Genomic DNA, 26,697 nt, shown 5'->3' on the forward strand with positions numbered 1-26,697 from the left:
ATGACAGCCGGCTGGCGCCACACCGAAAGACCTTTTCCGTGGCGCCGGTCGCTCTGGATTGCCGCGCTGCTGACGCCGGCGCTGATGGTCATGGTGCTGTTCGTGCTGTGGCCGCTTCTGTCGGCCTTCCGCCTCGCCTTCTATGAGTTCAACGGCCTGCGGCCGTCCGGCTTCATTGGGCTCGAAAACTTCCGCCAGGTCCTGTTCGAAAAGCCATACAGCGACTGGACCTACAATGCGCTGAAGCACAATGTCATCGCCTTCGTGGCGCTGATGGTCTTCGAGAACGGCACCGCCTTCCTGATCGCCTTCGCGTTGCTCAAGGCGCTGCCGGGGCGCCGCGTTCACCAGGTCATCGTCTTCCTGCCGGTGGTTCTGTCGGCGGTGATCGTAGGCTTCCTGTGGAAGCTGTTCCTGCATCCGCTGTTCGGGCTGGTGAACCAGCTCCTTGGCCTGGTCGGGATCGGCGCCATTCCGTGGCTGGGAAACGAAAACACCGCGCTCGGCAGCATCCTCTTCGCCAACATCTGGCACTGGCTCGGCTTTCCCACGCTGGTGCTGCTCGCCGGCATGCAGCGCATCAGCAAGGACGTGCTGGAGGCCGCCCGCCTCGACGGTGCGGGCGACTACGCGCTGATGACCAAGATCGTCTGGCCGTTGATCGCGCCAAGCGTCACCATCGTCACCATCCTGACCTTCATCGGCAGCTTCAACTGGTTCGAGATCCCCTATGTCATGGCCGGCCTGACCGGTTCGCCGGGCGGCTCGACCGATGTGCTCGGCCTGTATTTCTACCGCACGGCCTTCGGCAGCACGACCACCGGTATCCAGGATTTCGGGCAGGGCAGCGCGCTGGCCGTGCTGATGTTCATCTTGGTCGCCGGCGTCACCGCCATCGCGCTGCGTTACCTGCGCCGCCGCGAGATCGAGCAGTGAGGGATCGCGGCGAGACTGTCAGGAACGGCGCCATCCAGCTCTTGCTGGCGGTCAACGCCGTCATCATGATCTATCCGCTGTTCGTCATGGTGACCTCCTCGTTCAAGACCAACGCCGAGATCTTTTCCTCACCGCTTTCGCTGCCGACGCATTTCTCGACCGCCAATCTGGAAAAGGTGTGGACCGAGACCAACTTCGTCCGCTATCTGGCAAATTCGGTCGGCATCACCGCCGCGTCGGTCGCGCTGATCCTTCTGTTCAGCACACTCGCCGGCTATGCCATCGCGCGCTACCGGTTCAAACTGAGCTCGCTGGTCCTGATGTTCTTCCTGAGCGGCATGACGGTGCCGCTCAAGCTGGCGATCATCCCGCTGTTCATCCAGCTCGACACGCTCGGCCTCGTCGACAGCTATCTCGGGCTGGTGCTGGTCTATGTGGCGATGGGCATCCCCTCGGCCGTCTTCATTATGACCGGCTTCCTGCGCACCTTGCCGCGCGAGCTGGAGGAATCCGCCCGCATGGATGGGGCCAGCGAGCTCCGCATCATGTGGTCGATCATGCTGCCGCTGGCGCGCCCGGCGCTGGTGATCGTCGCGATCCAGAACGCGGTGCCGATCTGGAACGACTTTTTCTTCCCGCTGGTCCTGATCACCTCCGACAATTTGAAGACACTGCCGCAAGGGCTGACCGTGTTCGTCGGCGAATTCACCACCGACTGGGGGGTGCTGTTCACCGGGCTGACACTGGCGGCGCTGCCGATTACGCTGCTCTACGTCGTGCTGTCGAAGCAGTTCATTTCCGGCATCACGCAAGGTGCGGTCAAATAGGGCGCGGTCAAATAGGCGCGATCAAACAGCGAAGAGATCGAGGATCATAAGTGGCGAACCAGAACAAGATCATCATCACCTGCGCCGTAACCGGCTCGATCCACACGCCGTCAATGTCGCCGCATCTGCCGGTGACGGCTGAGGAGATCGCGACCGCAGCCATCGAGGCGGCCGAGGCAGGTGCCGCGATCGTCCATCTTCACGCGCGCAATCCGGTCGATGGCCGCCCCGACCAGTCGACCGAGGCATTCGCCCCGTTCCTGCAAGTCATCAAGCAGCGCTCCAACTGCGTCGTCAACATCACCACCGGCGGTGCAGCGACGATGAGCGTGGAGGAACGCGTCAGGCCGGCGAAGGTATTCGCGCCCGAAGTGGCGTCGCTCAACATGGGCTCGATGAATTTCGCGCTGTTCCCGATGCTCGAGCGCTTCAAGACCTTCGAGCATGATTGGGAGCGGCCTTATCTGGAATCCTCGCGCGACCGCATCTTCCGCAACACCTTCGGCGACATCGAGCACATATTGCGCACCTGCGCCGACAACGGCACGCGCTTCGAGATCGAGTGCTACGACATCGGCCATCTCTACACGCTGGCGCATTTCGTCGAGCGCGGCCTGGTCAAGGCGCCGTTCTTCGTCCAGAGCGTGTTCGGCATCCTCGGCGGCATCGGCACGCATCCGGAGGATGTCGCCCACATGAAGCGCACCGCCGACCGCCTGTTCGGCAACGACTATCACTGGTCGGTGCTGGGCGCCGGTCGCCATCAACTGCCGATCGCCACGCAGGCGATCGCGCTCGGCGGCAATGTGCGCGTTGGCCTCGAGGACTCGCTCTGGATCGGCAAGGGCAAGCTCGCCCGCTCCAGCGCCGAACAGGTGACCAAGGTGCGCCAGATCATCGAAGGCCTCGGCGCCTCGATCGCCACGCCCGACGAGGCCCGCCAAATCCTGCAGCTCAAGGGCGGCGACAAGGTCGCGTTCTGAGCAAGGAGAAGCTGGCCGGCGCAGCCGAAGCTGGGCAGCTAGCCGAACATCCTTTCGCCCTGCTCGTCGACGAGCTGAATGCCCTTCTTGATCGAGATGTCGACGGCGTCGTCCAGCCCGGCGAAACGGTCGGCGCGGATGAAGCGGTGCTCCTTCATGACGCCGTCCACTTCCTTCGAGACGACGCCGCAGGTCTGGTACTGGCCTTCGGCCTTGTAGGGCGTCGCGCTGATCAGGAATCCCTTGTGCTCGACCTGCTTGGCCGGCTTGGCACCGCCGGTCTCCGCAGCCTCGCCACCGCCGCCGCCGAAAAGCTTTTTCAGAAAAGACATTTTTCAAAACTCCATTTCACGCGGGCACCGGAGGGTACACGGGTGCCCCTGTTCATTCAGACTTTGTCTCAGCATGCGCGAATGCGCCGCCGTGTTCCAGTCCCTTGACGAAAACGCCGACCAGAAGCTCGATCTGATGCCAGATTTCCTCGGCCTGGCGGTTGTTCGAATTCGCGACATAGCCGCTGGTCACGATGCCATGCACGCTTGACCACAAGGTCCGCGCCGCAAGCGCGCGGCGCTTGTCGTCGAGGCCGAAATCGCCTGCCTTGAGCACGCCGGCGACGATGTCGAAGAGCGCGTCGAGCAGCGCATCATAGGCGTCCGGGCCGGGCCGCGTCGCGCGGCGCCGGTTGAAGGCAAGCACCGCCGGCCAGCTGCCGGGATGCGCCTCGACGAAACGCACATAGGCGGCCGCCATCGCCAGGATGCGGTGCTGGACATCGGTCACCCCTTGCCTTTCGAGATCGGCCATCGCCGCTAGGCCTGTCGCGCCGAGCCGGTCGAGCAGCCGCATGTTGACGGCGCGATGCACCTCGTCGAGATCGGTGAAGAGGTTGTAGACGGATCCGACCGAAATGCCGGCCTGCTCGGCAATGGTGCGCGCTTTCAGGTTCTCGGCGCCGCCCTCGTTGAGCAGCGCCTCGGCGATGGCGAGCACCTTCTCGCTCATTTCTTCCTTGTCCAGCGCCATGCTCTTTCTGTCCTTGTCTTCGGAGCCAGCGCCCCGGCCCGGATTCATTCCATTTGCCTGCGTTTACCATGTCCAACGCCTCATGAACAGCGTTCAAATTACTACTTGAACAATGTTCATTTCCTGTTATGTTGGTTTCGTGAACATCGTTCACATCAACAGGGAGAAGACCATGCTTAGCCTGATCAAGACATTGCTGGACGGCGCCAGCGCACGGGCCGAGGACAATCTGAAGGATCGTTTCGCCATCGACCTCCTGGCGCAGCGCATCCGCGACGCGGAGGCGGGCCTCGCCGCCGCCAAGCAGACGCTCGCCTCGCTGATCGTGCGCCAGCGCGCCGAGCAGACCAGCCTCGACCAGCTCGACCGCCGCATCGCCGATCTGGAGAGCCGCACGCTGAGCGCGCTCTCGGCCAACAACCAGGCGCTTGCAGAAGGCGGCGCTTCCGCAATCGCCGAACTGGAGAACGAGCGCGAGGTCCGTCGCGCCACGGTCAACAGCCTCGGCGAGAAGACCTTGCGGATGCGTCTATCCGTTGAACAGACGCACCGCCGCATCGTCGGCCTGAACCAAGGCATGATTTCCGCCAGGGCGATCGATGCCGAACGCAAGGCGCAGTCGCGCCTCAACCGCTCGATCGGCCGCACGGCGAACATCAACGAGGCGGAGGAACTGCTCGCCCGCATCAAGGAAAGCAGCGACCCGTTCGAGGAGGCCTCGATCCTCGACGAGATCGACGGCGAATTGCGCCACGAGGCGATCCGTGAGCGCCTCGCCGACGCAGGCCACGGACCGGCCACCAAGGTGCGCGCCGAGGACGTTCTGGCACGCCTGAAATCGCTGAACTGAACCCGCAATTCCCAGACAGATCAAATCCTCTAAACGGATCAAACCAAGGAACACGACGATGAACGGCAATCAGACCTACATCCTCTTCAACACCATATCGGTAGGCGCCGCCTACTTCATGCTGGCCTTGTCGCTGTGGCTGGCGCCGGTCGACCTCTCGACCAAGGGCTATTGGGGCATGGGCGTGCTGTTACTCACCGGCAGCCTGGTGAACCTGGTCAAGTACCGCACCGACGAGCGGATCGCGGCCGAGACCACCGCCAAGATCGAGAAGGCGCGCAACGACAAGCTGATCAGCGAGTATGTCGGCAAGGATTGATCGCGTCCCGGTCGATAACGAAAGGCCCGGATCGCTCCGGGCCTTTTGCGCTGAACCGAAGAACTGCAGGCAGCATTAGCGCCGTGCCAATGCCTCGATCGCCTCGGCGGCGTCTTCCAGGATGCTGATCGCCTCGGCCTGCTTGTCTTCCGGCGCGTCGGCGATGTCGCCGAGCGCGGCGCGCAGCCGGTGGCGCAGCGCGCGGAAGCGGTCGCGCGTTTCCGAACGGCCGCGGCGCCCCTCGTCCTTGTCGTCGCCCCAGCCGAACCATTCGCGCGCCGCGGCCATCTTGCGGCCGAAGCGCTCGAGATGGTCAAGCACGCTGTCGATCATCTCGCGGTTCTCCTCGAGATGCGCCCTGCCGGCCTCGGTGATCGAAAACACCTTCTTGTTGCCTTCGCTGGACGACACCGCGTAGCCCGCCTCCTCCAGGAAGGTCAGCGTCGGATAGACCACGCCCGGGCTCGGGCTGTAGATGCCACTGGTGCGCTCTTCCAGCGCCTTGATGATGTCGTAGCCGTGGCGCGGCGCATCGGCCAGAAGCGACAGCGTGATGAGCTTGAGATCGCCGTCGGCCAGCATGCGTCCGGCGCGGAACATGTCGCCCGGGCCGCCGCGGCCGCCGCCCCTGCCGCCATGGCCGAACGGGCCGAAGCCGCCGCCGCGGCCGCCGAATTTGCCAGCCATATGCATGAACATGCGTTCGCCGAAATGATTGTGCCCTGATTGGTTATGTCTGTGCATTGATTGCTCCTTAAGTTATATCTTACGATACATCGTAAGTAAGGCGCGCCGCTCGCGAAGTCAAGATATATCTTACGATGTATCGCAGAATGCGCCAAGACCCCTGCATCGCTGCAATTTGGGAAGTGGAGTTGCCGCCTACCAACGGCCTTTGCGCCGGTTCCAGGCGTAGAGGAGGTCGGCGAAACGGTCATAGGCTATGCACGTCCAAGGCAGCGCGACAGGGTTGCCGAACAGGGACGCCAGCCACCCCTCGCTCGGCGTGAGCCGCCAGACCGCGACCGCAACATCGGCGCCGACCAGCAGCCGTCCTTCGGCATCGGTGGCATGCAGGCGCCGGCGGATATCCTCGAGCGAGGCGCCGAAAGCCGAAAGCGCTTCGGGCTCGAAATTGATGTCACGGAATTCGATGCGGCCCGCCTTGACCGCCTCGATCAGCCGTCGCTTCTGGTGATTGATGCCGGCGTCGCACACCGGACAGCGCGTGTTGTACCAGACGGTGAGCAGCGGCTTGGGCATGACGCGACTATCGGGAATGCGGCGCGGCTTCGCAACAGCCGCGCCGGTCCCTAAAGCATGTCTCCCGAAAGTGGGAACCGGTTTCGGCATAAGACATGCGTAAAATCAAAAACCTAAAGCGCATGGGGCGAATCTGAAAGATCGCGACGCGCTTTAAGTCACCCTATCCCAGCGAGCTGATGATCTCGCGGTAGGCGAACTCCGGGAACGCCTTCATCGTCCGCGTCTTGACGTTGCCGCCCGACGACAACAGCAGCGCGAAGCGGGCGAGCACCGCATCGTCCGGGGCTTCGACGATGGCGACCATGTCGCATTCGCCCATGGTCAGGTAGAACGACTTGAACGAGCCGCCCATTTCCCCCAGCAGCTTCTTGGCGGCATCGAGCCGTTTCGGCGACTCCCGCACATTCCTGGCGCCCAGTTCGGTCCAGTTGATAAGCACGATGTAGGTTGTCATGGCACACCTCCCACCGGGAGCCACGGAGCGCGACGCCGTTACGACCGGCGCCGGGGCGGGCATCCGGCTTGTCGCCCACAAATGCATCCGACCCTGAAATTATCCTCCTGTCGGGCGAACCCGGCAAGGCGGCATGAGAGGTGGCCGGAAACGAAAAAAGGGCGCCGGAGGCGCCCTTTGGATCTTGGTATATTTGCGTTCAGCTCAGCTGTCGAGGAAGCTTCTCAGCTTGCGAGACCGGCTCGGATGCTTGAGCTTGCGCAGCGCCTTGGCTTCGATCTGGCGGATACGCTCGCGCGTCACCGAGAACTGCTGGCCGACTTCCTCCAGCGTGTGGTCGGTGTTCATGCCGATGCCGAAACGCATTCTGAGAACGCGTTCCTCGCGCGGGGTGAGCGAGGCCAGCACGCGCGTCGTCGTCTCGCGCAGATTGGCCTGGATCGCCGCGTCGATCGGCAGGATCGCCATCTTGTCCTCGATGAAGTCGCCGAGATGCGAATCCTCCTCGTCGCCGACCGGCGTTTCGAGCGAGATCGGTTCCTTGGCGATCTTCAAGACCTTGCGCACCTTTTCTAGCGGCATGGCGAGCTTCTCGGCCAGTTCCTCCGGCGTCGGCTCGCGGCCGATCTCGTGCAGCATCTGGCGCGAGGTGCGCACGATCTTGTTGATCGTCTCGATCATGTGCACCGGAATACGGATGGTGCGCGCCTGGTCGGCGATCGAGCGGGTGATGGCCTGCCGAATCCACCAGGTGGCGTAGGTCGAGAACTTGTAGCCGCGGCGGTACTCGAACTTATCGACCGCCTTCATCAGGCCGATATTGCCTTCCTGGATGAGATCCAGGAACTGCAGGCCGCGGTTGGTGTATTTCTTGGCGATGGAGATGACCAGGCGCAGGTTCGCCTCGACCATTTCCTTCTTGGCGATCGCGGCCTCGCGCTCGCCCTTCTGCACTTGGTTCACGATCTTGCGGAACTCCAGGATCGAGATCGCCGTTTCGGTGGCGAGGTTCTGGATCTCGGCGCGCAGCTCCTTGATCGAGTCCTTCTCGTTCTTGGTGAATTCCTTCCAGCCGCGCGAGGTGAGATTGGCGATTGAGCGGGTCCAGTTCGGATCAAGCTCCGAGCCCTGATACTCCTTGAGGAATTCCTCGCGGCGCACGCCGTAGCTTTCGGCGAGGCGCAAGAGCTTGCCCTCGTTCTGCACCAGGCGCTTGTTGATGTCGTAAAGCTGCTCGACCAGCGCCTCGATGCGCGCGGCATTGAGCGACAGCGACTTCACCGCCTTGATCAGCTGGTCCTTCAGCTCCTTCAGGCGGCGGTCCTGGCTGGGCGAGAGCGTGCCGGCCGCGGCCAGGCGGTTCTCGACCTGCTGGTCCTGCAGCTTGCGCAGCTTCTTGTAGGTGTCGGCGATGACGTCGAGCGTCTCCATCACCTGCGGGCGCAGTTCCGCTTCCATCGCGGCCAGCGACAGGCTTGCCTCGTCCTCGTCGTCTTCCTCTTCTTCCAGCCCGCGCGTATCGCCACCGACATTGGTGATGTCGTCTTCTTCCTCGCGTGCCGCCGCGCGGCCGCGCGGCTTCTCTTCGGGCTTGGGCGTCTCCTCGATCCGTTCGACGACGGGCGCCTGCTTGGCCTCGGGGCCGGCATAGGTCGCCTCGAGGTCGATGATCTCGCGCAACAGGATCTTCGATTCGTTGAGCTCGTCGCGCCAGATGATGATGGCCTGGAAGGTCAGCGGGCTTTCGCACAGGCCAGCGATCATCGTCTCGCGGCCGGCCTCGATGCGCTTGGCGATCGCGATTTCGCCCTCGCGCGACAGAAGCTCGACCGAGCCCATCTCGCGCAGATACATGCGCACCGGATCGTCGGTGCGGTCGGTCGGCTCTTTCTTGGTGGTCGTGGCGGCAACCGCGGTGCCGGTCTGCTCGGCAAGCTCGTTGGCGTCTTCCTCGCTGTCGGCAGGCGCTTCGGCTTCGCTCTCTTCACCCTGCTCGTCGTCCTCGACGACATTGATGCCCATGTCGTTGAGCATCGCATTGATGTCTTCGATGCGGTCCGGATCCGTCTCTTCCGAGGGCAGCACCGCATTGAGCTCGTCGAGCGTGACATAGCCGCGTTTCTTCGCGGCCTTGATCATCTTCTTGACAGCATCGTCGGAAAGGTCGAGCAGAGGGCCATCGGTGGCGCCTTCACGTTCGGTCTCGACCTCTTCCTTTTCCTTTGTCGCCATTCTTTGTCGTCTCCAAGCGGCCGTATATCGAGGCCGCGTAAACTGCCGGACCGGTCATGCCGGACGCGCTCGCACCAGAACGCTTTCTACCGGCTCACCAACCGCATCATCTCTTTTGTTTTGTGCATCTCGTTTGCCCCAAACCGGTTTCCACTTTTGGGCGACATGCATTAAGTCCAGATTAACCCTGATATCTGGAGCAGGCATTCTGCCTGTCCAGCCGTCACCGGCACCTCACATCGCTCAAATTTCCCGCCGACGCCGGGGCACGGTTAACGTTTCGAATCGTCCTGATTCCGCCAATCTGCCAGAAGGTCAAGCGCCTCTGGCATGATTCGCATGAAAAAAGCGAATCAATTACCCGACTTAAAGGCGTCGATTCGACGCGCCGCGCATTCCACTTCACTTCCAATGGGCGGTGTTCGGCCTTAAACGCGGCCAACCCTGCCCGACGAAACGCCGAACCCTTCGATCAGCGCTTCCGTTGCCTGCACATCGTTGAATTGCGCTTGAATCTCGACGAGATGCCGGAAATTTTCGTCCGAAGGGTCTGCGTCGAGCGCCGCCTGCGCCTGTTTCAGCTCTCTATGTAATGTGCGGGCGCTGCGCTGCAAGTGCAGCGCCTGGTTGAAGGCGTCGCGGGCATCGTCGAGCGCGGCGGTCTCCAGCGCCGGCCATTGCCGCGCGCGCTTGATCAGCTCCACCGCCCGCTCCCAGATGCCGCCGCATCCGGCACGCTCGATGGTGGCGATGACCGCGCCGCGCTCGTCGGCCGCGTCATGCGCCATGGCGTCGAGAATGGCCGCGTGGAGTTTCAGCAAATCCGAATTGGCGAGGTCGAGGAATTCGACATGCGCGAAATTCTCGTCGATCAGCGCCGGATGGTTGACCAGCGCCACGATGATCGTCGCCTCGCGCACTGACATGCCCTCGCCGCCGCGCTTGACCAGCGCCGACTGTCCAAGGCTTTCGGTGATCGCGATGCGGCCGCTTCCGCCCTTGGCGAACTGCCCACCGGGCGCCGCGGCCTTGCCCTGGCCGCGCTCTCCCGGCCGGCCGCCATCCTGGCGACCCTGCCGCGTGTCGCGCTGCGAGCCGAAGAAGCTCCGCACCCGCTTACGCATCTCCTGTTGATATTGATAGCGCGTGCTTTCGTCGCGGATGCGGCTGGCGAGCTCTCCCACCGTCTTTTGCAGCCCCGCCCGCCGCTCCGGCGTATCGAAGACGCCACCCGCCGTCTCGCGCATCCATAACAGATCGACAAGCGGCCGCGCTTCCGAAAGCACCGCCCGAAACGCGTCCGGCCCCTCGGCCTTGACCAGATCGTCAGGGTCCTTGCCTTCCGGCAGCAACGCGAAACGTGCCGAGCGCCCGGCCTGCACCGAAGGCAGGGCCAGATCAGCGGCCCGCCATGCCGCCTTCAGCCCGGCCTTGTCGCCGTCGAAGCACAACACCGGCTCCGGCGCCATGCGCCACAAAAGCTCGAGCTGGTTTTCGGTGAGCGCCGTGCCGAGCGGCGCCACGGCGTTCTCGAAGCCGGCCTGCGCCAACGCGATCACGTCCATATAGCCTTCGACCGCGATCACCGTGCCGCCCTTGGCGAGCGCCTTGCGGGCCCGGGCGAAATTGTAGAGCACGTTGCCCTTGTGGAAGAGCTCCGTCTCCGGCGAGTTCATGTATTTGGCTAAAGCATCAGGCGCCAGCGCGCGCCCGCCGAAAGCGATGATCTTGCCGCGCGAATCCGGGATCGGGAACATGATGCGGTCGCGGAACCAGTCATAGGAGACCGGAATGTCGTCGCCATGCCGCACCAGGCCGCAAGCTTCTATGTCGGCCTTCGGCACGCCCTTGGCGGCGAGATGTTCCTTGAGCGCGTTGCGGCTGTCGGGCGCATAGCCCAGCCGGAACGACTGCTGCGTCGCCGGCGTCAGCCCACGATCACGCAGATACGCGCGGGCTTTGGCACCGTCGGCGCTCTGCAGCCGCTCCTGGAAGAAGGCGGTCGCCATCTCCATCACGTCGGTCAGACTGGCGCGTTCCTTCTCGCGCCGTTCCTCCCGTTCGTCCCGCACCGGCATCGGCACGCCGGCCATCTCGGCGATCTTCTCGACCGCCTCGGGGAAACTCATGCCGTCGAGCTCGGTGAGGAACTTGAAATGGTCGCCCGAAACCGAACAGCCGAAGCAGTGGTAACGGCCCTTCTTGTCCTCGCAATGGAAGGACGGGCTTTTCTCGCCATGGAAAGGGCAGCAGGCCCAGTAGTCGCCGCGCGACGTGTTGGTCTTCTTCCTGTCCCATGCGACGCGCGCGCCGATGACCGATGAAATCGGCACGCGGTCGCGTATCTCGTCGAGGAAGGCGGGCGGAAATCGCATCGGGAAAGCTCGTTTGCCCTCCATATAATCATAATCAAGCCGCCTGGGCAGGGCGACTCCGTCCGCCCCATCGTACCCGCTTTTCACAGACGAAAAGAAGGCGGCCGGGCGGCCGCCTTCTTTAATTTCCGGATTGCCGCGATTTACTGCGCGGCGATGGCGCCGAAGATGATGCCGGAAAGGATGCTGACCAGCACATAGTCGTTGCCGACGCGGATCCACTCCTGGCCGGGGCCGGGACGGCGCAGGCCGTAGCGGTTCCAGTCGCGGATCGGCTGGTGACGCTTCCAGTTGGAATAGCGCTGACCGTTGCGCCAATGGCTGCGCCTTTCCACCTTCTTCTTGACGATGAAGCGCTTGTCGACATGCCGGTCGGGCTTCTGCCAGTCGACCTGGGTGTAATTCGACTGCGGCGCGCTCGGCTGGGCGAGCGGCGCGGCCTGGCCGGAGAAGGCCGAGGCGGCCAGCATCGAGGCGGTGACGGCGGAAAGTATGAGACGCTTCATGGTCGGTACTCCTTGTTGTCGATAGGCGGAGGAGTAACCGCCAATGGATGAACCGAAACTGAACGCCAGAATTACAATTCTGTAATGGTTTCCGGTGCTTGTGCAAGCTGCTTCAACAACGCTTCGGATCGCTTCCGGTCACGCCGCCGGGCGTTGGTCAGTATGAGACGAAGCGCCGCCGCCAGGCGCATGCAACCAATGCTTCCTCCATTCATTTCCGACATGCGCCGTCGAGCCGAGACGATCATCGCATCAGAAAAATCTATTATTCGGCTAATCTTAATTGGTATATTTCGACGCGTTGAAATGGCTAAGAATCGTACTCCTCTCCTCGTCGCCGGAGCCAACTCGCGAGGTCGGTTGTGAGCGGCTCCGTCGTCCTCCTGCACCTTGCCGGCGCGGTGGCGCTGATGTTGTTCGCCACCCGCATGGTGAAGACAGGGGTCGAGCGCGCCTATGGCGACGTCCTGCGCCACAGGCTGCGCGCCACCATGCGCAATCCGGTCATGGCGGTGCTGGCCGGCTGTGGGCTGGCGGTCGCGCTGCAGAGCTCGACCGCGGTGACTCTGCTGGTCGGCTCCTTCGCCGGCGCCGGCATCGTTTCGGGCGCCGCCGGGCAATTGGCGGTGCGCGGCGCCGAGATCGGCTCGGCGCTGGTGGCCAAGCTGCTCACCTTCGACCTCACGCTTCTGGTGCCGCTCTGCCTGATCGCGGGCACCGTCATGTTCATGGCCACCGAGCGGCGCGACTGGCGGCAACTCGGCCGCATCCTGATCGGTGTCGGCCTGCTGATCCTGTCGCTGGAGATGATCGGCCAGGCATCGGAGCCGCTGCGCAACAGCCAGTTGATGCCGCTGATCATCAATTATTTCTCAGGCGACTCCATCACCACCTACCTGTTGGCCGCGCTGGTCACCTGGCTGTTCCAGTCGAGCATCGCCGCCGTGCTGCTAATGGCCACCCTGGCGGGTCGCGGGCTGATCACGCCGGAGCTCGGCGTGGTCCTGGTGCTTGGCGTCAACCTTGGCTCGTCGCTGATTGCGCCGATGCTGACGCGGTCGGCGCCGCCGGAGGTGCGCATCGTGCCGGTCGGCAATCTCCTGATGCGCGGCCTCGGCTCGCTGATCATGCTGGTCCTGATCATGACCTTCAAGCCGGATGTCGCCTTCCTCGGCGGGACAGCGCCGGATCAGATCGTCAACGCCCACATCCTGTTCAACGTGCTGATCCTGCTGGCCGGATTGCCGCTGGCCGGCCTCGTCTACCGCGCTTCGGAAAAGATCGTGGCGCTGGGCACCAAGCCTCAACCCGCCGCCACGCTCGAGGTCGTGGAGCTTTCGGCGCTGAACGAGAGCGCCCTCGACACGCCGAGCCAGGCGCTGGCCAACGCGACGCGCGAGGTGGTGCGGGTCTGCGAGACGGTCGAGATCATGCTGAAGCGCATCATCGAGCTCTACGAGGATGCCGATCCCGCCAAGATCAAGGCGCTTGCAGCGCTCGACGACCGCGTCGACAGGAAGCATGCCGCGATCAAGCTCTACCTCGCCAAGATCACCAGGAATCCGCTGACCGAGGACGAGGCGTTGCGGTGCCAGGAACTGATCGGCGCCTGCGTCAAGCTGGAGCAGGTCGGCGACATCATCGTTCGTAACATGCTGGTGCATGTGAAGAAGAAGCTGGAGCGCGGCCTGGAGTTCACACCGGAAGGCTGGCAGGAGCTTTGCGCCTTCCATACCTCGGTGCTCGCCAATGCGCGGCTCGCCTTCAACGTGTTGGTCTCGCGCGATCCGGAAACCGCCACGCAATTGGTGCTGGAAAAGGATCTGTTGCGCGAGCGCGAGAAGGAAACCAGCGCCAGCCATTTCCTGCGCCTGCGCGAAGGCACCGCCAAGAGCGTCGAGACGAGCTCGATCCACCTCGACACCATCCGCGACCTGAAGCAGATCAACTCGCTGCTTGCCTCGATCGCCTATCCGGTGCTCGAGGAGCGCGGCCTGCTTGGCGGCTCGCGGCTGAAGGCGAGTTGAGGCGATCGGGGTCAGCCTGAAAAATTAGTCTTTGCTCATCCTCGCTTCCGTCGGCTAAGGATCGCCCGAGGACCTGTTGGGAGATGATCGGTCGATGGACACGCATTCGCGCAGCTTCGCCAAGGCGCTTTCGTGGCGGGCCACCGGCACGATCGACACGATGATCATATCGCTGGTGGTCACGGGAAGCGTCAAGCTCGCGGCCACCATCGGGCTCACCGAAGTCGTCACCAAATCGCTGCTTTACTATCTGCATGAGCGGGCTTGGCTGAAGATCCCGTATGGACGCAAAACCCCTGCGTAGTTGGGGCGGCAGGCCGGCTTCGATCGGTCCAGTCAAGAAAAGCTAAAGCGCCATCGCCAATTTCTGCATTGCCGCGCCCGCCCGGGCGTGGTTTGAGGCCATGCATTTCCTCGCATATGTTTTGAATCATGCTGCCGCTCATTGCCCTTTTCCTTGCCGCCTTCGCCTTCGGCACCACCGAATTCGTCATCGCCGGCGTGCTGCCGGAGGTGGCGCAGGGTCTCGGCGTTTCGGTGCCGGCCGCCGGCTATCTCGTCTCCGGCTATGCCTGCGGCATCGCCATCGGCGGCCCACTGCTGGCTTTGGCCACCAGCAAGGTCTCGCGCAAGACGCTGCTGATCGGCCTGACGATCGCCTTCACGCTTGGCCAGGTGGCCTGCGCGCTGGCCCCCGATTTCACCGCGATGCTTCTGCTGCGCATCGCCACCGCCGTGGCGCATGGCTGCTATTTCGGTGTCGCCATGGTGGTCGCCGTCAGCCTAGTGCGCGAGGACCAGCGCGGCCGGGCGGTCGCGGTCATTCTCTCGGGGTTGACGGTTTCCAACGTCATCGGCGTGCCCGCCGGCACCGCGATCGGGAGCCTGTGGGGCTGGCGCGCGACCTTCTGGGTGATGGGCGCGCTGGGTCTCATCGCGATCGTCGCTATGCTGGCGCTGCTGCCGCGAACGGCGGGCGCCGCCAACCGGCCGGCCGGGCTGGCGCGCGAAGTTCGTGTGCTCGGCCGCCAGCAGGTCTGGACCTCGCTGATCCTCATGCTGATGCTGATGATCGGCCAGTTTGCGCTCTTCACCTACATCACACCGATGCTTCTCGAAGTGACCGGCCTCGACGAGAGCCTGATCCCGTGGGTGCTGCTGCTCAACGGCGTCGGCGCCACGATCGGCGTTCTGGTCGGCGGCAAGCTCGCCGACTGGAAGCTGATGCCGTCGCTTATCGTCATGCTCGCCCTGCAGGCGGTGGCGCTGGGCGTCATCCATCTTGTCAGCCCCTACCCGGTGCCGATGATCGCCGCCATCGTCATCTGGGGCGGTCTCAACTTCGCCATCGGCGCGCCGATCCAGACGCGCATCCTCGCCTGGACGGCTGATGCCTCCAACCTCGCCTCCTCGCTGATTCCATCCGGCTTCAATGTCGGCATCGCTTTAGCCGCGTCGCTGGGCGCGGCGATGCTCAATGCCGGCTACGGCTATCGCAGCCTGCCGCTCGCCGGCGCCTTGGCCATGCTGGTGGCGGTGGTGGTGGCTGTCGCCTCGCAGGCCTGGGAATGGCGCAGCCGTGCGACGCCACCGCTGCCGGCGGCGGCCGAGTAACGGGCCGCGCCAAGCTTTCGGTTTGTTGCCTCAGACCTTTGGTCGCGAGGAGCCTGGCGACCCCGAAAGGATGGAAGCCAGGCTTTGAAGGCCTTCCTTCAACCGTTCGCGGTTGGGGGTAGCGCCCAGCGCCAAACGGAAACCATTGGCGAGCTCTGCCCCGATGGCGAACTCTTCCGCGGGGCTGATGGCCAGTCCTCGACGCCGGGCGATGTCGGCCAGTTCGGCGGAGCGCAATTCGCTCTTCAGCGAATACCAGAGGTGCAGGCCGGCATCTGTTGCCGCGAGACCTTTGGAGAGGATGTTGCGGGCAATCTCTTGCCTGGCCTGCGCTTCGGCGCGCACGGCGGCGGTGATTTCCGCGGCAAGGCCGCTGCGCAGCCACTCGCAGGCGAGGCCCGTCATCAGCGGCGGCGCCATCATCGTTGTGCCGCGTATCGCTGCCGCGATGCGCTCGGCAGCCTGCGGGTCGGGCGCCGCCAGGAAGGCCGTGCGCAGGAAAGGCGAAATGCATTTCGCCAATGTCGCGACATGGAAAGTCCGCGCCGGCGCCAAGTTTAGAAATGACGGTGGAGGTGCCGCCAGCAGCCGGCTGTAGGGGTCGTCCTCGACGATGATCAGCTCGAGCTTGTCGGCCATGCGGGCAAGCTCGCGCCGCCTGCCTTCGGGCATGATAGATGCGGTCGGATTTTGCAGCGTCGGATTGAGGTAGAGAACGCGGGCGCCGTACCGTCGCGTCGCCTCTTCGAGATCGCCCGGCCGCATGCCCTCGCCGTCGCTTCGGACAGGGGCGAGCTTGCGTCGCGTGGCTTCGGCAAGCGCGATCAGCCCTGGATAGGTCAGCGCATCGGCAAAGATCGTGTCGCCCTCGCGGGTTTGAGACAGGACGATGGCTGTCAGCAACGCCTGCGCGCCCGAGCCGACAACGACCCTGTCGACCGGCAGCCTGTCCCCCGCTTCGCCGAGCCATGACGAGCCCACGGCGCGCTCCACGGGCGAGCCCGGGCCGGGATGATAGGATAGCAGCGCTTCCGCGCTGGAGCGCTTGAGCAGCCCTTCGACACCCGTCCGGATCAAGGCCGGCAGATTGAGGCCGGCGGGTGCCGGCGGAATGTTCATGCTGAGATCGAGGATCGGCTCTTCCGGTTCGCCGGGCGTGACGAAGGTGCCGCGACCCGCCGTCGCATCGATCAGGTTCCTGCGCCTGGCTTCGGAAAACGCCCGCGTCACGGTCGTAAGATCGACCCCGAGCAGCCGGGCGAGCTCCCGCTGCGGCGGCAACCGGTCTCCAGGCTGCAACCGGCCGCTCGAGCGGGCATCCGCAAGGGCGTCGACGATCTTCAGATAGACCGGCCGCGGCCCTGCCTCCAGGACCGGGAGCCAGCCCAGCTCACTTTCGCCGGTCATATATCGTCAATCCATACATTTTGTCGCATTGTATGCATACAAGTATGATATATGTATGTATCCGAGACCTCAAGGCCAGGCTGGCCGTCACGCGGGGTCCATTTGGAGCGACGATCATGGAAGACCATGCGCATTATCCACCTCTGGTACCTTGGCAAGTAGGGATCCGGGGCCGCTGTCCGCGTTGCGGTGAAGGCCACCTGTTCGAGGGATTCCTGAAATTGGCGCCGAAATGCGATGTCTGCGGGCTCGACTTTTCCTTTGCCGATCCCGCCGATGGCCCGGCCTTCTTCGTCATCTGCTTTGCCTGTGTGCCTTCGGTGCTGTTCGCGGTCTGGGCGCAGGTGACCTTCGAGCCCTCCATGTGGTTCCACGCTTTCGTTTCGATCCCGATCGTTCTCGCCAGCTGCATTCCGCCGCTCAGGCCGCTCAAAGGCTGGCTCGTGGCAAGTCAGTTCTACCACAAGGCGGAAGAAGGAAGGCTGGCAAGGCCCGGCGAGTAACCGCCGAACCGCTTCGATCTAAAGATCGATCCGATATTTGAGGCTTTCCGCGCCACCATAGGCGGCGACCTTGGCGAAGCGCCCGACAAGCATGCCGCCATTGGCGAGGATCACCTTCTGGGATGCAGGATTGTCGAGATCGGTGGTGATTTCGACATGGTCCAGGCCCACGGCCCTTGCCTCGTCGAGCATCAGCCGCAACGCGTCGGTGGCGTAGCCGCGCCCCTCCTTCCACGGCACCACCGCATAGCCGATATGGCCAAGCACATGTGGCGGCAGCGCCGATGTGCCTCTTTGCCAGCGCAGCCCTATCGAGCCGGCAGCCTCGCCATCCCAGATCCAGCGCCGAAAGCCGGGCAGGCGCGGCACGGTCGTGCCATCGGGCAAGGCGATGGGCGGCCCCTTGGCTTCGGGATCGTCAAGACCGGCTAGAAAGGCCACCGGATCATGCTCGATCGCCTCGAGCTGCTCGCGCGTCGCTTCGAGGAGCCGCACATTGTCGGGCGACCACCCGCGCTCGAGCGCCGCCTTGTAGGACGGCAAGTGTTGGAGCGCGGGTTTGACGATCTCGATCATGGTTTCGTCTCTGTTGAGACCACATAGCCGCCACGCGGATCGCTCTCAAGTCGCCTGGAACTGGATCTCGCCCTTGTTGAGGAAACAGGCCTTGTCGAACAGCGACAGATCGAGCGGGTTCGGCAGCCGGACATCGTCGATATCCGGGAACGGCTTCCGGGCGGGGTCGTACGACCTATGGATCTGCGAGATGAAGACCAGCACCAGCCCGCGTTCCCGGGCAAACGACCTCAGCGCGCGGATCTGGACCATGAGCTCGGGATTCTCGCGCCTCTGGTCGAGCAGTTGCAGATAGTCGATCACCGCCAGCGTTCCGCGCGGCGCCGACCGCAACGCCTCGATGATGTAGGAGGCGCTGATGGCGTCGGAATTGTCGAACTCGAACAGGTCGTCGAGACCGGCAGGGTCGACGCCGATGTCCCGGAACCGGTCGAGGATGTCGGCATGCGTGTATTCCAGGGTGAAGAATACAGCGCGACTGCCCTGCTTCATGGCCGCCACGGCAAGCTCGAGGCTCATCAGCGTCTTGCCCTGGCCGGGCCTTGCCGCCACCAGAACCATGTCGCCGGGCATCAGCCGCGCCAGCAGCCTGTCGCCCGGCGCAGCCTCGGCGGCCTTGGCCGCAAGCAGGCTCCAGTTGGCAAAGCCTTCCTTGGCGGCAACGCGGTCGAGCGCTGTGTGGAGTGGAACATTTTCCCGGCGGGACAGGAGCCTCGCCTGACGTTTCAGATGATAGACGGGTGCGGAAAGCCGCATCGAGAAACCTCCTGCCGCGAGCAATCTTGGCAACCCCTCCTTATGCCTGGCGCTCGAACAGTTGGTCGGGTGATCGACTGCCCTGCTTGAACGATGCTTTCCCGATGGAGGGAGGAGGCGTGGGCGCGCCGGAATCAGATCATAGCTCAATCGAAGCGAGCCGGAAATCCGACCTCCAAAAGGCGTCGCTAAACTAGATGTGTTTCGCCGATGGATGCGAGACCTTCTATGATCGGCACGGGTGATTCACGGGGACGAGACATTTGGACGGGAGGGGCAAAGGAGTGCGGTTGAGATCTGTTCCGCTGGGCGTGGCCATCTTCTGCCTTGTCGCGATCCTCGCCGCTTTGACGGCATCGGTCAGCTCATTCGCGGCCTTGCGGCCCTCTACCATTCCCGATTGGCTGCAGCGCCATGTCGGCGACGGCGAGGGCCAGATCTCTCAGGTCGTGCTGGAGCGGGCACGCGCGCTCTACCTGAAGAAAGTCAGTGAAGGTTCGGTCAGCAACCCCTGCTACTTCGCCATGGATGCCACCCGTCCCGGCGATCTCGGCAACAGCGTGCTTGGCCAGCGATATTACGTCATCTGTGAAGCCAAGCAGCTCTTCCGGGCGTTCTCCGCCGGTCATGGCGGCGGACGCAACCTCAAGGGTGTTGCCGATTTCTCCAACGGCAGGCGTTGCGCCAAGAACTTCGGCAACGCGATGGACTCCGAGCTGACGGCCGGCGGCGCCTATATGACCGCCGAGACCAAGACGTCCTTCAAGGGCTACTACCGTGTCGGCGCGCAGAACGCGGTGTTCATGCGCAGCTTCATCCAGTTCGATGGCGAAGGCGAAGCGGCGAACGCCAGGCAGCGCGTGATCGGCGGGCATCCGGCTGCCTTGCTCAGGGGCATGTGCATGCGCAAGGACCCGAGCAGCTCATACGCCGACCATGACGGCCTCGTCCCGTTCGGCAAGCTGGTGAATTATGCCGGCGGCCGCAGCAACGGCTGCACCAGTTGGTCGCCCGCCGATGCCGAGCAGATCATCCCGATCGTGAAGAACAACCCGACGACGCTCTACATCTATCCTGAATCGCGCGACATCGCCGCCGTTGCGCGCGCCAAGTCAGGCGGCCAGGCGCTCTCAGCCGCGGGCGTTTATTGGAACGCCTCCTGCCTGAAGGAGATCGGCACCCCCAAATTCTGGCCGAAGAAGATGCTGGAGCCGATCATCGCCCAGTACAAGAAGGATCATCCGGCGCCACCGCCGCAGCCGGTGCCGATGTGCAAGGATTAGAGCAATTCCAGGAAAAGTGAGAAGCGGTTAGGTTCGGCGCCTTCGCCGTAACCTTCCGTCCGGAATTGCGTAAAAACAAGAAGATAGAGCGGTTCGCCGTTTCCATGAAACGGTGAAACGCCCTAACGAAGCCGCCTCCCTACTAAAGCAGCCCCTTGATAATGGCGCTCGCCTTGGCGAAGTCCATCTGGCCGGCATATTTCTGCTTCAGCGCGCCGATCACCTTGCCCATGTCCTTCTGGCTGGCGGCGCCCGTCGCCGCGATCGCCTCGCGCGCCGCGGCCGTGATCGCCGCGTCGTCGAGCTGCGTCGGCAGGAATTCGCGGATGATCTCCATCTCGCCGCGTTCCTGCGCCGCCAGTTCCGGCCGCTTGCCGTCTTCGAAGGCCTTGGCCGATTCCTCGCGCTGCTTCACCATCTTGGCGAGTATCTGCAGGATCTCCTCCTCGCTCGCTGGCGGCTTGCCGGCGCCGCGATTGGCGATGTCGCGATCGTGGATGGCAGCCTGGATCAGCCGCAGCGTCGGCAGGCGGTGCTTGTCCTGCGCCTTCATCGCGCTCTTCATGGATTCGGCGATTTTCTCGCGCATCGTGCTTCTCCTTCGAATGCGGCGGACAATAGCTTTGCCGAACGGCCAACGCAAATCCCGGCAAGCCACTGATATTGCAGGACGAAAACAAATCAGCCGTGGCTCGTGGCCACCGCATTGACCGCTCCCGCGCCTTCCCCTATGTACTCGGTCCTGCATAAGACAATGAAACCGACGCGTGGGAGCTGAAATATCCAGCTCGCGCGCCTTGCCGCGCAAACGGTCCTGCCGACCGCTTTTGACGCGACAGACAGGAGTGCCGAATGGCCACGATCACCGCCCCCTGGGCCACCGAAAAGCCGACCGCCCTTCTGGTGCTCGCCGACGGCACGGTGATCGAAGGCCGCGGCCTCGGCGCCACCGGGTCGGCCGTTGCGGAAGTGTGCTTCAACACCGCGCTGACCGGCTACGAGGAAATCCTCACCGATCCTTCCTATGCCGGCCAGATCGTCACCTTCACCTTCCCGCATGTCGGCAATGTCGGCACCAATGACGAGGATATCGAGGACTTGCATCCGGCCGCCCGCGCGGGCGCCGTCGGCGCGATCTTCAAGGCCAATGTCACCGACCCGTCGAGCTATCGCGCCGCCGGCCATCTCGACCAGTGGCTGAAGCGGCGCGGCATCGTCGCGCTGTCAGGCATCGACACCCGCGCATTGACCGTGCTGATCCGCGAGAAAGGCATGCCCAATGCCGTCATCGCGCATGCGCCCGACGGCGTCTTCGACATCGAGGATCTGAAGCGGCAGGCGGCTGCCTGGTCGGGCCTGATCGGCCTCGACCTCGCCAAGGAAGTCACGTCGGGCCAGTCCTCGGTCTGGCGCGAGACGCCCTGGGTCTGGAACGAGGGTTACGGCGAGCAGGACGCGCCGTCCATGCATGTCGTGGCCATCGACTATGGCGTGAAGCGCAACATCCTGCGCCTGCTGGCCGGGCTCGGCGCCAAGGTCACCGTCGTGCCGGCCAAGACGGATGCTGAGGAAATCCTGGCCATGCAGCCGGACGGCATCTTCCTGTCGAACGGCCCGGGCGACCCGGAAGCGACCGGCGAATACGCCGTGCCGGTGATCCAGAACCTCCTGAAGACCGACATCCCGGTGTTCGGCATCTGCCTCGGCCATCAGATGCTGGCGCTGGCGCTCGGCGGCAGGACCGAGAAAATGCATCAGGGCCACCACGGCGCCAACCATCCGGTCAAGGACCACACCACCGGCAAGGTCGAGATCGTCTCGATGAACCACGGTTTCGCCGTCGACGCCGACTCGCTGCCGGAAGGCGTCGAGGAAACCCATGTCTCGCTCTTCGACGGCTCGAACTGCGGCATCGCGCTGACCGGCCGGCCGGTCTTCTCGGTCCAGCATCACCCCGAGGCCTCCCCCGGCCCGCAGGATTCGCACTACCTGTTCCGGCGTTTCGTCAACCTGATTCGCGAACGGCGCGGCGAGGAAGCGCTGGCGGAACGGGCCTGAGCCGAAACCGCCAGCCTAGGCAGCGTCTGTCACCGCCTCCTGCGTGTGCATGCGCTCGACTTCCTTCGGCGTCGGCCTGGCCACTTTCGTCACGAAGACGATGACCGCCAGCGTCAGGAAAATCGCGCCGAGCACATAGGGCGCGCCGCCGAACACGATCGGCGCGGTCGGGCTGGTGAACCAGGAAAAGATCGCCGTGTAGAGCAGCGGCGTGATGATCGAGGTGATCGAGAAGATCGAGGTCATCGCTCCCTGCAATTCGCCCTGTGCCGAAGGCGGCACCTTGGCGGCGGCGAGGCTCCTCAACGGCGGATCGGCCAGCGCTTCCAGGCAGCCGGCCACGATCACCGCATAGATCATCCAGCCTTGCGTCGAAAACGCGTAGCCGAAGGCGCTGAGCGCGGTGAATGTCAAGCCGATCGCCGCCGTCTTCCACTCACCGAACTTCACGATGGCCCGCGGCAGCACCGTCGCCATGATGATCGCACCGCACAGGCCGAAGGCGCCGAGCGAGAAGCCGATCTGCTGCTGGTTCCAGCCATAGCGATAGTTGGAGACGAACGCCCACACCGCCGGATACATCATGTGCCCGAGCGTCATCAGGAAGAACACCAGCCCGATCCAACCGATGCCCGGATAATTGCGCATCTGCATCAGCGTGCCGACCGGATTGGCGCGCTTCCACTCGAAGCGGCGGCGGTGCTGTTCGTCCAGCGTCTCGGGCAGGAACACCATGGCGATCAGGAAATTCGCGAAGGCAAGCGCGGCGGCGAAATAGAACGGCACGCGCGGCCCGAACGTGCCAAGCAGCCCGCCCAGCACCGGGCCGATGACGAAGCCAACGCCAAAGGCGATGCCTAGCAGGCCGAAATTCTTCGCCCGGTTCTCGTCGTTCGAGATGTCGGCGATGAAGGCCGACGTCGTCGAATAGCTGGCGCCGGAAATGCCCGCGAGCACGCGGCCGATGAATAGCATCGGATAGGACCAGGCGATGGCGCAGATCAAGTTATCGATCGAGAAGGTCAGCACAGAGGCAAGCAGGACCGGCCGGCGCCCGAAGCGGTCGCTCAGGCCGCCGATGATCGGCGCGAAGAAGAACTGCATCGCCGCATAGACAAAGAACAGCCAGCCGCCCTCGATCGCGGCCTCGCTGACGCTGACGCCGCTCAGTTCCTCCAGATAGGCCGGCAGCACCGGCATGATGATGCCGAAGCCGATGACATCGAGCAGCAGCGTCGTGAAGACGAGCGCAAGGCCCCGCTTGGCGGTTTTCGGGTCGATCATGACGATAAGCTCCTCATCCGCCTTGGGACACGGGCGGGACGGACCTTATAGGCGAGGTTGGCGGCAGGAACAATCCGCGAACGAAGGCAAACGTCTTATGCTGACATCACTTGCCAGCTGCCGCCGATCGTCACCCGGAAGGAAGCGGAAGCGCCGCCTCAGATCGGACCGCTCATCGTGTTGCAGTCGGACAGCTTGCCGCTCTTGAAGCCCCGCGCGAGCCAGGTCTGCCGCTGCTGCGAGGTGCCATGGTTGAAGCTTTCCGGCACGACATAGCCCTGCATCTTCTTCTGCAGCGTGTCGTCACCGATCTGCTTGGCGGCATTGAGAGCGCTTTCGATATCGCCCTGTTCCAAAATACCCTTTTGCTGGGTGAAATGCGCCCAAACGCCGGCGAAGCAATCGGCCTGAAGCTCGATGCGCACCGATAGCTGGTTGGCGTCGGCCTCGCTCATGCCTTGCCGCATCTGATTGAACTTGCCCATGATGCCGGTGAGGTTCTGCACGTGATGGCCGACCTCATGCGCCACCACATAGGCGCGCGCGAACTCGCCGGAAGCGCCGAACTGCTGGTCGAGCTGCTGGAAGAAGGTCATGTCGAGATAGACCTTGTGGTCGCCGGGGCAATAGAATGGGCCGGCCGCCGCCGAGGCGAAACCGCAGGCCGAACGAACCTGGCCGCTGAACAGCACAAGCTTGGGATCCTCGTAGGTCAGCCCCTGGGATTTGAAAATGCCCGTCCAGGTGTCCTCGGTGTCCGCAAGCACCGTGGCGACGAACTGTTTCATCTCGTCATTGGCTGGCGAATTGCCACTACCCTGCGAGCCGCTGTTGTCGGTGATCTGGCCGCCGCCACCCGGGAGCAGTCCGCCGTCGCCGCCACCCAGGATCTGGGACGGGTCGAAGCCGAAATACCATCCTGCGAGCACGACCAGGATAACCAGGAGGATGCTGCCGCCGCCGCCGGTACGGCCGCCGATCGGGATGCGGAACTGGCCGTCGCCGCCCAATCCGCCGCCAAGCCCGCCGCCGCCGTCGCTGCGGTCATCCTCGATGTTGTCGCTCTGACGACGGCCTCTCCAAAGCATGGCAACTCCTCGCAACGAGTATGTCCTGGAGGGACCGGCCCGCGACCGTCCCCTGCAGATAATTATCGCAACGGCTGGCCCGAGTCACAGAATTTTTCGCGCTCCGCAACGTCTGATGCGTAGGCAAACTCCAGTCATCAGGTAAATTTCCGCTGACTATAAACCGGCAAAAAATCTCAACTTTTCTGCCTGGCGCCGGCGCTCGCCGTCTGAACTTTTTGAATGTTCCTCGAACACGCCGCGCCTTCCTTGGGCGGATGGCCGGTCTAGGCCCCGGTCTTCCACTAGCGATGCGTCATCGCCCGGCGGAAAGCTTCCAGCGTTTCGGCGCTGACATGGTGCTCGATGCCTTCGGCGTCGATGCGCGCCGTCTCGGCGCTGACGCCGAGAGAGCGCAGGAAGGCCTCAACCGTCTGGTGGCGGATGCGGCTTTCCTCGGCGACCTTGCGGCCGGCCTCGGTCAGGAACACGCCGCGATAGGGCTTTCGCGACACCAGCCCATCGGAGCATAGCCTCGTCAGCATCTTTGCCACCGTCGGCTGCGCGACGCCGAGCCTTGCCGCGATATCAACCTGCCGCGCTTCGTTGCCATCCTCGATCAGATCGGCGATGAGCTCGACATAGTCCTCGACCAGCGCGCTGCGGCGCGCCTCGCGCGTGTGCCGGAAACCCTCCGAATGGATTTCGGCATCGGGAAGCGGCTCCTCGCGTCGAACCGGTTTGTTCCTCAGCGCCAATATGCGCTCCTCCTTGAATCGGGATCGCATCCATAACACGAACCCCAGATGGTCCGGCCGTTTATTTGCATTCCCGCGCAGGCGCAACCGGCGTTTGCGGCAACCCGTCGCCAGCCTTGCTCCGGTGCATCACGAAAGCATGATCAATGAAATATAGCCTATTGCATAATGTTGAGCCATGGCGTAGATAAAGGGTACATTCGATATATTCCCGCGGAAATCCCCATGTCCGATGCCGATGCAGCAACCGTAGCCCGACCCGCATGGCGTTTCGACAGGCCCGACGACGAGCAGCCGAGCCTGCGCGAAGTGAATGCCTCGATCGCGGTGCCGCGCACCGGCGCCTGGTTCCGCCGCCTCTTCGCCTTCATGGGACCGGGCTACATGATCTCGGTCGGCTATATGGATCCGGGCAACTGGGCGACCGACCTCGCCGGCGGCGCCCAGTTCGGCTACACGCTGCTGTTCATCATCATGCTGTCGAACCTGATGGCGATCCTGCTGCAGGCTCTGGCGGCGCGTCTTGGCATCGCCACCGGCCGCGACCTCGCCCAGGCCTGCCGTGCCTACTATCCGCGCCCCGTCAATCTGGTGCTCTGGATTGCCTGCGAGCTGGCGATCATCGCCTGCGACCTCGCCGAGGTAATCGGCACGGCGATCGCGCTGCAGCTCCTGTTCGGCATTCCGCTGATCGGCGGCGCCATCCTGACCGCGCTCGATGCCTTCCTGGTGCTTCTCTTGATGAACAAGGGCTTCCGCTATCTCGAAGCCTTCGTCGTCGCGCTGCTGATCATCATCTTCGGCTGCTTTGCCATCCAGATCTTCGTCGCCGCGCCGCCGGCCGGCTCCATCCTGCATTCGATGTTCGTGCCGTCGTCCGAGATCGTCACCAATCCGGCGATGCTCTACATCTCCATCGGCATCATCGGCGCCACGGTCATGCCGCATAATCTCTATCTGCACTCCTCGATCGTGCAGACCCGAGCCTATGAGCGCACCGACAGCGGCAAGCGCGACGCCATCAAATGGGCGACGACGGATTCGACCATCGCGCTGATCCTGGCGCTGTTCGTCAACGCGTCGATCCTGATCGTCGCGGCGGTCGCCTTCCACGACACCGGTCATCACGACGTCGCCGAGATCGGCCAGGCCTTCGAGCTCCTGTCGCCGCTGCTGGGCCTGAGCATCGCCTCGATCCTGTTCGCCGTCGCGCTGCTTGCCTCCGGCCTCAACTCGACCGTCACCGCGACGCTCGCTGGCCAGATCGTGATGGAAGGCTTTTTGCGGCTGCGCATCCCGCAATGGGCACGTCGCCTCCTGACGCGCGGCGTCGCCATCGTCCCGGTGGTGGCCGTCACCGCGCTCTATGGCGAGAAGGGCACGGCCGAGTTGCTTGTGTTCAGCCAAGTGGTGCTGTCGATGCAACTGCCCTTCGCCGTCATCCCGCTGGTGCAGTTCGTGTCGGACAAGAAGAAGATGGGCAGTTTCGCCATACCGCGTGCCGTCGCGTTCCTGGCCTGGGTGGTGGCCGCAATCATCCTCGTTCTCAACTTCAAGCTGCTCTACGACACCGTCGCCGGCTGACCGCGA

The 26,697-nt window shown here is 63.7% G+C and carries 27 protein-coding genes; 12 read left to right on the forward strand and 15 right to left on the reverse strand.

Features of this window, described 5'->3' with window-relative positions; genetic code table 11:
* Genes RFM41_RS31610 through kce form a run of 3 tightly spaced genes read left to right on the forward strand, consistent with a single transcriptional unit; the run spans nt 1 to nt 2,746 of the window.
* Entirely contained in the window at nt 1–936 is a 936-nt protein-coding gene (locus RFM41_RS31610) for a carbohydrate ABC transporter permease (RefSeq protein WP_320253245.1), read from the forward strand.
* Nucleotides 933–1,763, forward strand: a complete 831-nt coding sequence (locus RFM41_RS31615; RefSeq protein ID WP_320253244.1) for a carbohydrate ABC transporter permease — start codon at nt 933–935, stop codon at nt 1,761–1,763. The genes RFM41_RS31610 and RFM41_RS31615 overlap by 4 nt, the downstream gene beginning before the upstream one ends.
* Nucleotides 1,764–1,813: 50 nt before the next feature.
* The gene (kce, locus tag RFM41_RS31620; protein ID WP_040989481.1) at nt 1,814–2,746 is read left to right on the forward strand and encodes a 3,5-dioxohexanoate:acetyl-CoA acetone transferase; all 933 of its coding nucleotides are present in this window, start codon (nt 1,814–1,816) and stop codon (nt 2,744–2,746) included.
* Nucleotides 2,747–2,784: 38 nt separating this feature from the next.
* Here the strand turns inward: kce and RFM41_RS31625 are convergent, their stop codons facing one another.
* Nucleotides 2,785–3,078: an HlyU family transcriptional regulator gene (locus RFM41_RS31625; protein WP_320253243.1), complete on the reverse strand. Its 294-nt coding sequence runs from the start codon at nt 3,076–3,078 to the stop codon at nt 2,785–2,787.
* A gap of 52 nt (nt 3,079–3,130) precedes the next feature.
* On the reverse strand, nt 3,131–3,772 hold the full coding sequence (locus tag RFM41_RS31630; RefSeq protein WP_320253242.1) for a TetR/AcrR family transcriptional regulator: 642 nt from the start codon (nt 3,770–3,772) through the stop codon (nt 3,131–3,133).
* Between the two features lie 172 nt (nt 3,773–3,944).
* On the opposite strand from RFM41_RS31630, the gene RFM41_RS31635 reads away from it, so the two are divergent.
* Together RFM41_RS31635 and RFM41_RS31640 are read left to right on the forward strand one after the other, a co-directional pair.
* The gene (locus tag RFM41_RS31635) at nt 3,945–4,622 is read left to right on the forward strand and encodes a PspA/IM30 family protein (protein WP_320253241.1); all 678 of its coding nucleotides are present in this window, start codon (nt 3,945–3,947) and stop codon (nt 4,620–4,622) included.
* Between the two features lie 58 nt (nt 4,623–4,680).
* Entirely contained in the window at nt 4,681–4,941 is a 261-nt protein-coding gene (locus RFM41_RS31640) for a YiaA/YiaB family inner membrane protein (RefSeq protein ID WP_320253240.1), read from the forward strand.
* A gap of 75 nt (nt 4,942–5,016) precedes the next feature.
* Here RFM41_RS31640 and RFM41_RS31645 read toward each other — a convergent pair whose 3' ends face one another.
* The 6 genes from RFM41_RS31645 to RFM41_RS31670 form a co-directional block, all read right to left on the reverse strand.
* Complete coding sequence (locus tag RFM41_RS31645; RefSeq protein WP_320253239.1) at nt 5,017–5,685, reverse strand: PadR family transcriptional regulator; 669 nt, start codon at nt 5,683–5,685, stop codon at nt 5,017–5,019.
* Between the two features lie 138 nt (nt 5,686–5,823).
* Nucleotides 5,824–6,204 carry a thiol-disulfide oxidoreductase DCC family protein gene (locus RFM41_RS31650; RefSeq protein WP_320253238.1) on the reverse strand — a complete coding sequence of 127 codons (381 nt, stop codon included), beginning with the start codon at nt 6,202–6,204 and terminating at the stop codon, nt 5,824–5,826.
* A 163-nt stretch (nt 6,205–6,367) separates the two neighbouring features.
* Complete coding sequence (locus RFM41_RS31655) at nt 6,368–6,661, reverse strand: GYD domain-containing protein (protein WP_042646984.1); 294 nt, start codon at nt 6,659–6,661, stop codon at nt 6,368–6,370.
* A 204-nt stretch (nt 6,662–6,865) separates the two neighbouring features.
* A complete protein-coding gene (gene rpoD / locus RFM41_RS31660; RefSeq protein ID WP_320253237.1) occupies nt 6,866–8,893 on the reverse strand; it encodes an RNA polymerase sigma factor RpoD in 2,028 nt (675 codons plus the stop codon).
* Between the two features lie 428 nt (nt 8,894–9,321).
* On the reverse strand, nt 9,322–11,268 hold the full coding sequence (gene dnaG, locus RFM41_RS31665) for a DNA primase (protein ID WP_320253236.1): 1,947 nt from the start codon (nt 11,266–11,268) through the stop codon (nt 9,322–9,324).
* 143 nt (nt 11,269–11,411) lie between these two features.
* Complete coding sequence (locus RFM41_RS31670) at nt 11,412–11,774, reverse strand: RcnB family protein (RefSeq protein WP_320253235.1); 363 nt, start codon at nt 11,772–11,774, stop codon at nt 11,412–11,414.
* 362 nt (nt 11,775–12,136) lie between these two features.
* Here RFM41_RS31670 and RFM41_RS31675 point away from each other — a divergent pair, with 362 nt between their 5' ends.
* From RFM41_RS31675 to RFM41_RS31685, 3 genes are all read left to right on the forward strand, one after another.
* Nucleotides 12,137–13,801, forward strand: coding sequence for a Na/Pi cotransporter family protein (locus tag RFM41_RS31675; protein WP_320253234.1), 1,665 nt, complete (start codon nt 12,137–12,139; stop codon nt 13,799–13,801).
* A 94-nt stretch (nt 13,802–13,895) separates the two neighbouring features.
* Nucleotides 13,896–14,105, forward strand: a complete 210-nt coding sequence (locus RFM41_RS31680) for a DUF2061 domain-containing protein (RefSeq protein ID WP_320253233.1) — start codon at nt 13,896–13,898, stop codon at nt 14,103–14,105.
* 125 nt (nt 14,106–14,230) lie between these two features.
* Nucleotides 14,231–15,415 (forward strand): MFS transporter, encoded by a 1,185-nt coding sequence (locus tag RFM41_RS31685; protein ID WP_320253260.1) that lies wholly within the window; start codon nt 14,231–14,233, stop codon nt 15,413–15,415.
* Between the two features lie 30 nt (nt 15,416–15,445).
* On the opposite strand, the gene RFM41_RS31690 is transcribed toward RFM41_RS31685, so the two are convergent.
* On the reverse strand, nt 15,446–16,822 hold the full coding sequence (locus RFM41_RS31690; protein ID WP_320253232.1) for an aminotransferase-like domain-containing protein: 1,377 nt from the start codon (nt 16,820–16,822) through the stop codon (nt 15,446–15,448).
* A gap of 116 nt (nt 16,823–16,938) precedes the next feature.
* On the opposite strand from RFM41_RS31690, the gene RFM41_RS31695 reads away from it, so the two are divergent.
* A complete protein-coding gene (locus RFM41_RS31695) occupies nt 16,939–17,325 on the forward strand; it encodes a DUF983 domain-containing protein (protein ID WP_320253231.1) in 387 nt (128 codons plus the stop codon).
* A gap of 18 nt (nt 17,326–17,343) precedes the next feature.
* Here the strand turns inward: RFM41_RS31695 and RFM41_RS31700 are convergent, their stop codons facing one another.
* On the reverse strand, nt 17,344–17,901 hold the full coding sequence (locus RFM41_RS31700; RefSeq protein WP_320253230.1) for a GNAT family N-acetyltransferase: 558 nt from the start codon (nt 17,899–17,901) through the stop codon (nt 17,344–17,346).
* 45 nt (nt 17,902–17,946) lie between these two features.
* On the reverse strand, nt 17,947–18,657 hold the full coding sequence (locus RFM41_RS31705) for a DNA helicase (protein ID WP_320253229.1): 711 nt from the start codon (nt 18,655–18,657) through the stop codon (nt 17,947–17,949).
* Between the two features lie 284 nt (nt 18,658–18,941).
* On the opposite strand from RFM41_RS31705, the gene RFM41_RS31710 reads away from it, so the two are divergent.
* Entirely contained in the window at nt 18,942–19,940 is a 999-nt protein-coding gene (locus RFM41_RS31710; protein ID WP_320253228.1) for a hypothetical protein, read from the forward strand.
* A gap of 142 nt (nt 19,941–20,082) precedes the next feature.
* On the opposite strand, the gene RFM41_RS31715 is transcribed toward RFM41_RS31710, so the two are convergent.
* Nucleotides 20,083–20,529 (reverse strand): GatB/YqeY domain-containing protein, encoded by a 447-nt coding sequence (locus RFM41_RS31715; protein WP_320253227.1) that lies wholly within the window; start codon nt 20,527–20,529, stop codon nt 20,083–20,085.
* Nucleotides 20,530–20,792: 263 nt separating this feature from the next.
* Between RFM41_RS31715 and carA the strand changes: the two genes are divergently transcribed.
* Entirely contained in the window at nt 20,793–21,998 is a 1,206-nt protein-coding gene (gene carA, locus RFM41_RS31720; protein ID WP_320253226.1) for a glutamine-hydrolyzing carbamoyl-phosphate synthase small subunit, read from the forward strand.
* 15 nt (nt 21,999–22,013) lie between these two features.
* Here the strand turns inward: carA and RFM41_RS31725 are convergent, their stop codons facing one another.
* From RFM41_RS31725 to mntR, 3 genes are all read right to left on the reverse strand, one after another.
* Nucleotides 22,014–23,282, reverse strand: coding sequence for a TCR/Tet family MFS transporter (locus RFM41_RS31725; RefSeq protein ID WP_320253225.1), 1,269 nt, complete (start codon nt 23,280–23,282; stop codon nt 22,014–22,016).
* Nucleotides 23,283–23,440: 158 nt separating this feature from the next.
* Complete coding sequence (ypfJ, locus tag RFM41_RS31730) at nt 23,441–24,370, reverse strand: KPN_02809 family neutral zinc metallopeptidase (protein ID WP_320253224.1); 930 nt, start codon at nt 24,368–24,370, stop codon at nt 23,441–23,443.
* 284 nt (nt 24,371–24,654) lie between these two features.
* Nucleotides 24,655–25,107 carry a manganese-binding transcriptional regulator MntR gene (gene mntR, locus RFM41_RS31735; protein ID WP_320253223.1) on the reverse strand — a complete coding sequence of 151 codons (453 nt, stop codon included), beginning with the start codon at nt 25,105–25,107 and terminating at the stop codon, nt 24,655–24,657.
* A 225-nt stretch (nt 25,108–25,332) separates the two neighbouring features.
* Between mntR and RFM41_RS31740 the strand changes: the two genes are divergently transcribed.
* The gene (locus RFM41_RS31740) at nt 25,333–26,691 is read left to right on the forward strand and encodes an Nramp family divalent metal transporter (RefSeq protein WP_320253222.1); all 1,359 of its coding nucleotides are present in this window, start codon (nt 25,333–25,335) and stop codon (nt 26,689–26,691) included.
* Nucleotides 26,692–26,697: the final 6 nt, after the last annotated feature.

Source organism: Mesorhizobium vachelliae, from assembly GCF_033977325.1.
GTDB classification, from domain to species: Bacteria; Pseudomonadota; Alphaproteobacteria; order Rhizobiales; family Rhizobiaceae; genus Mesorhizobium; species Mesorhizobium vachelliae.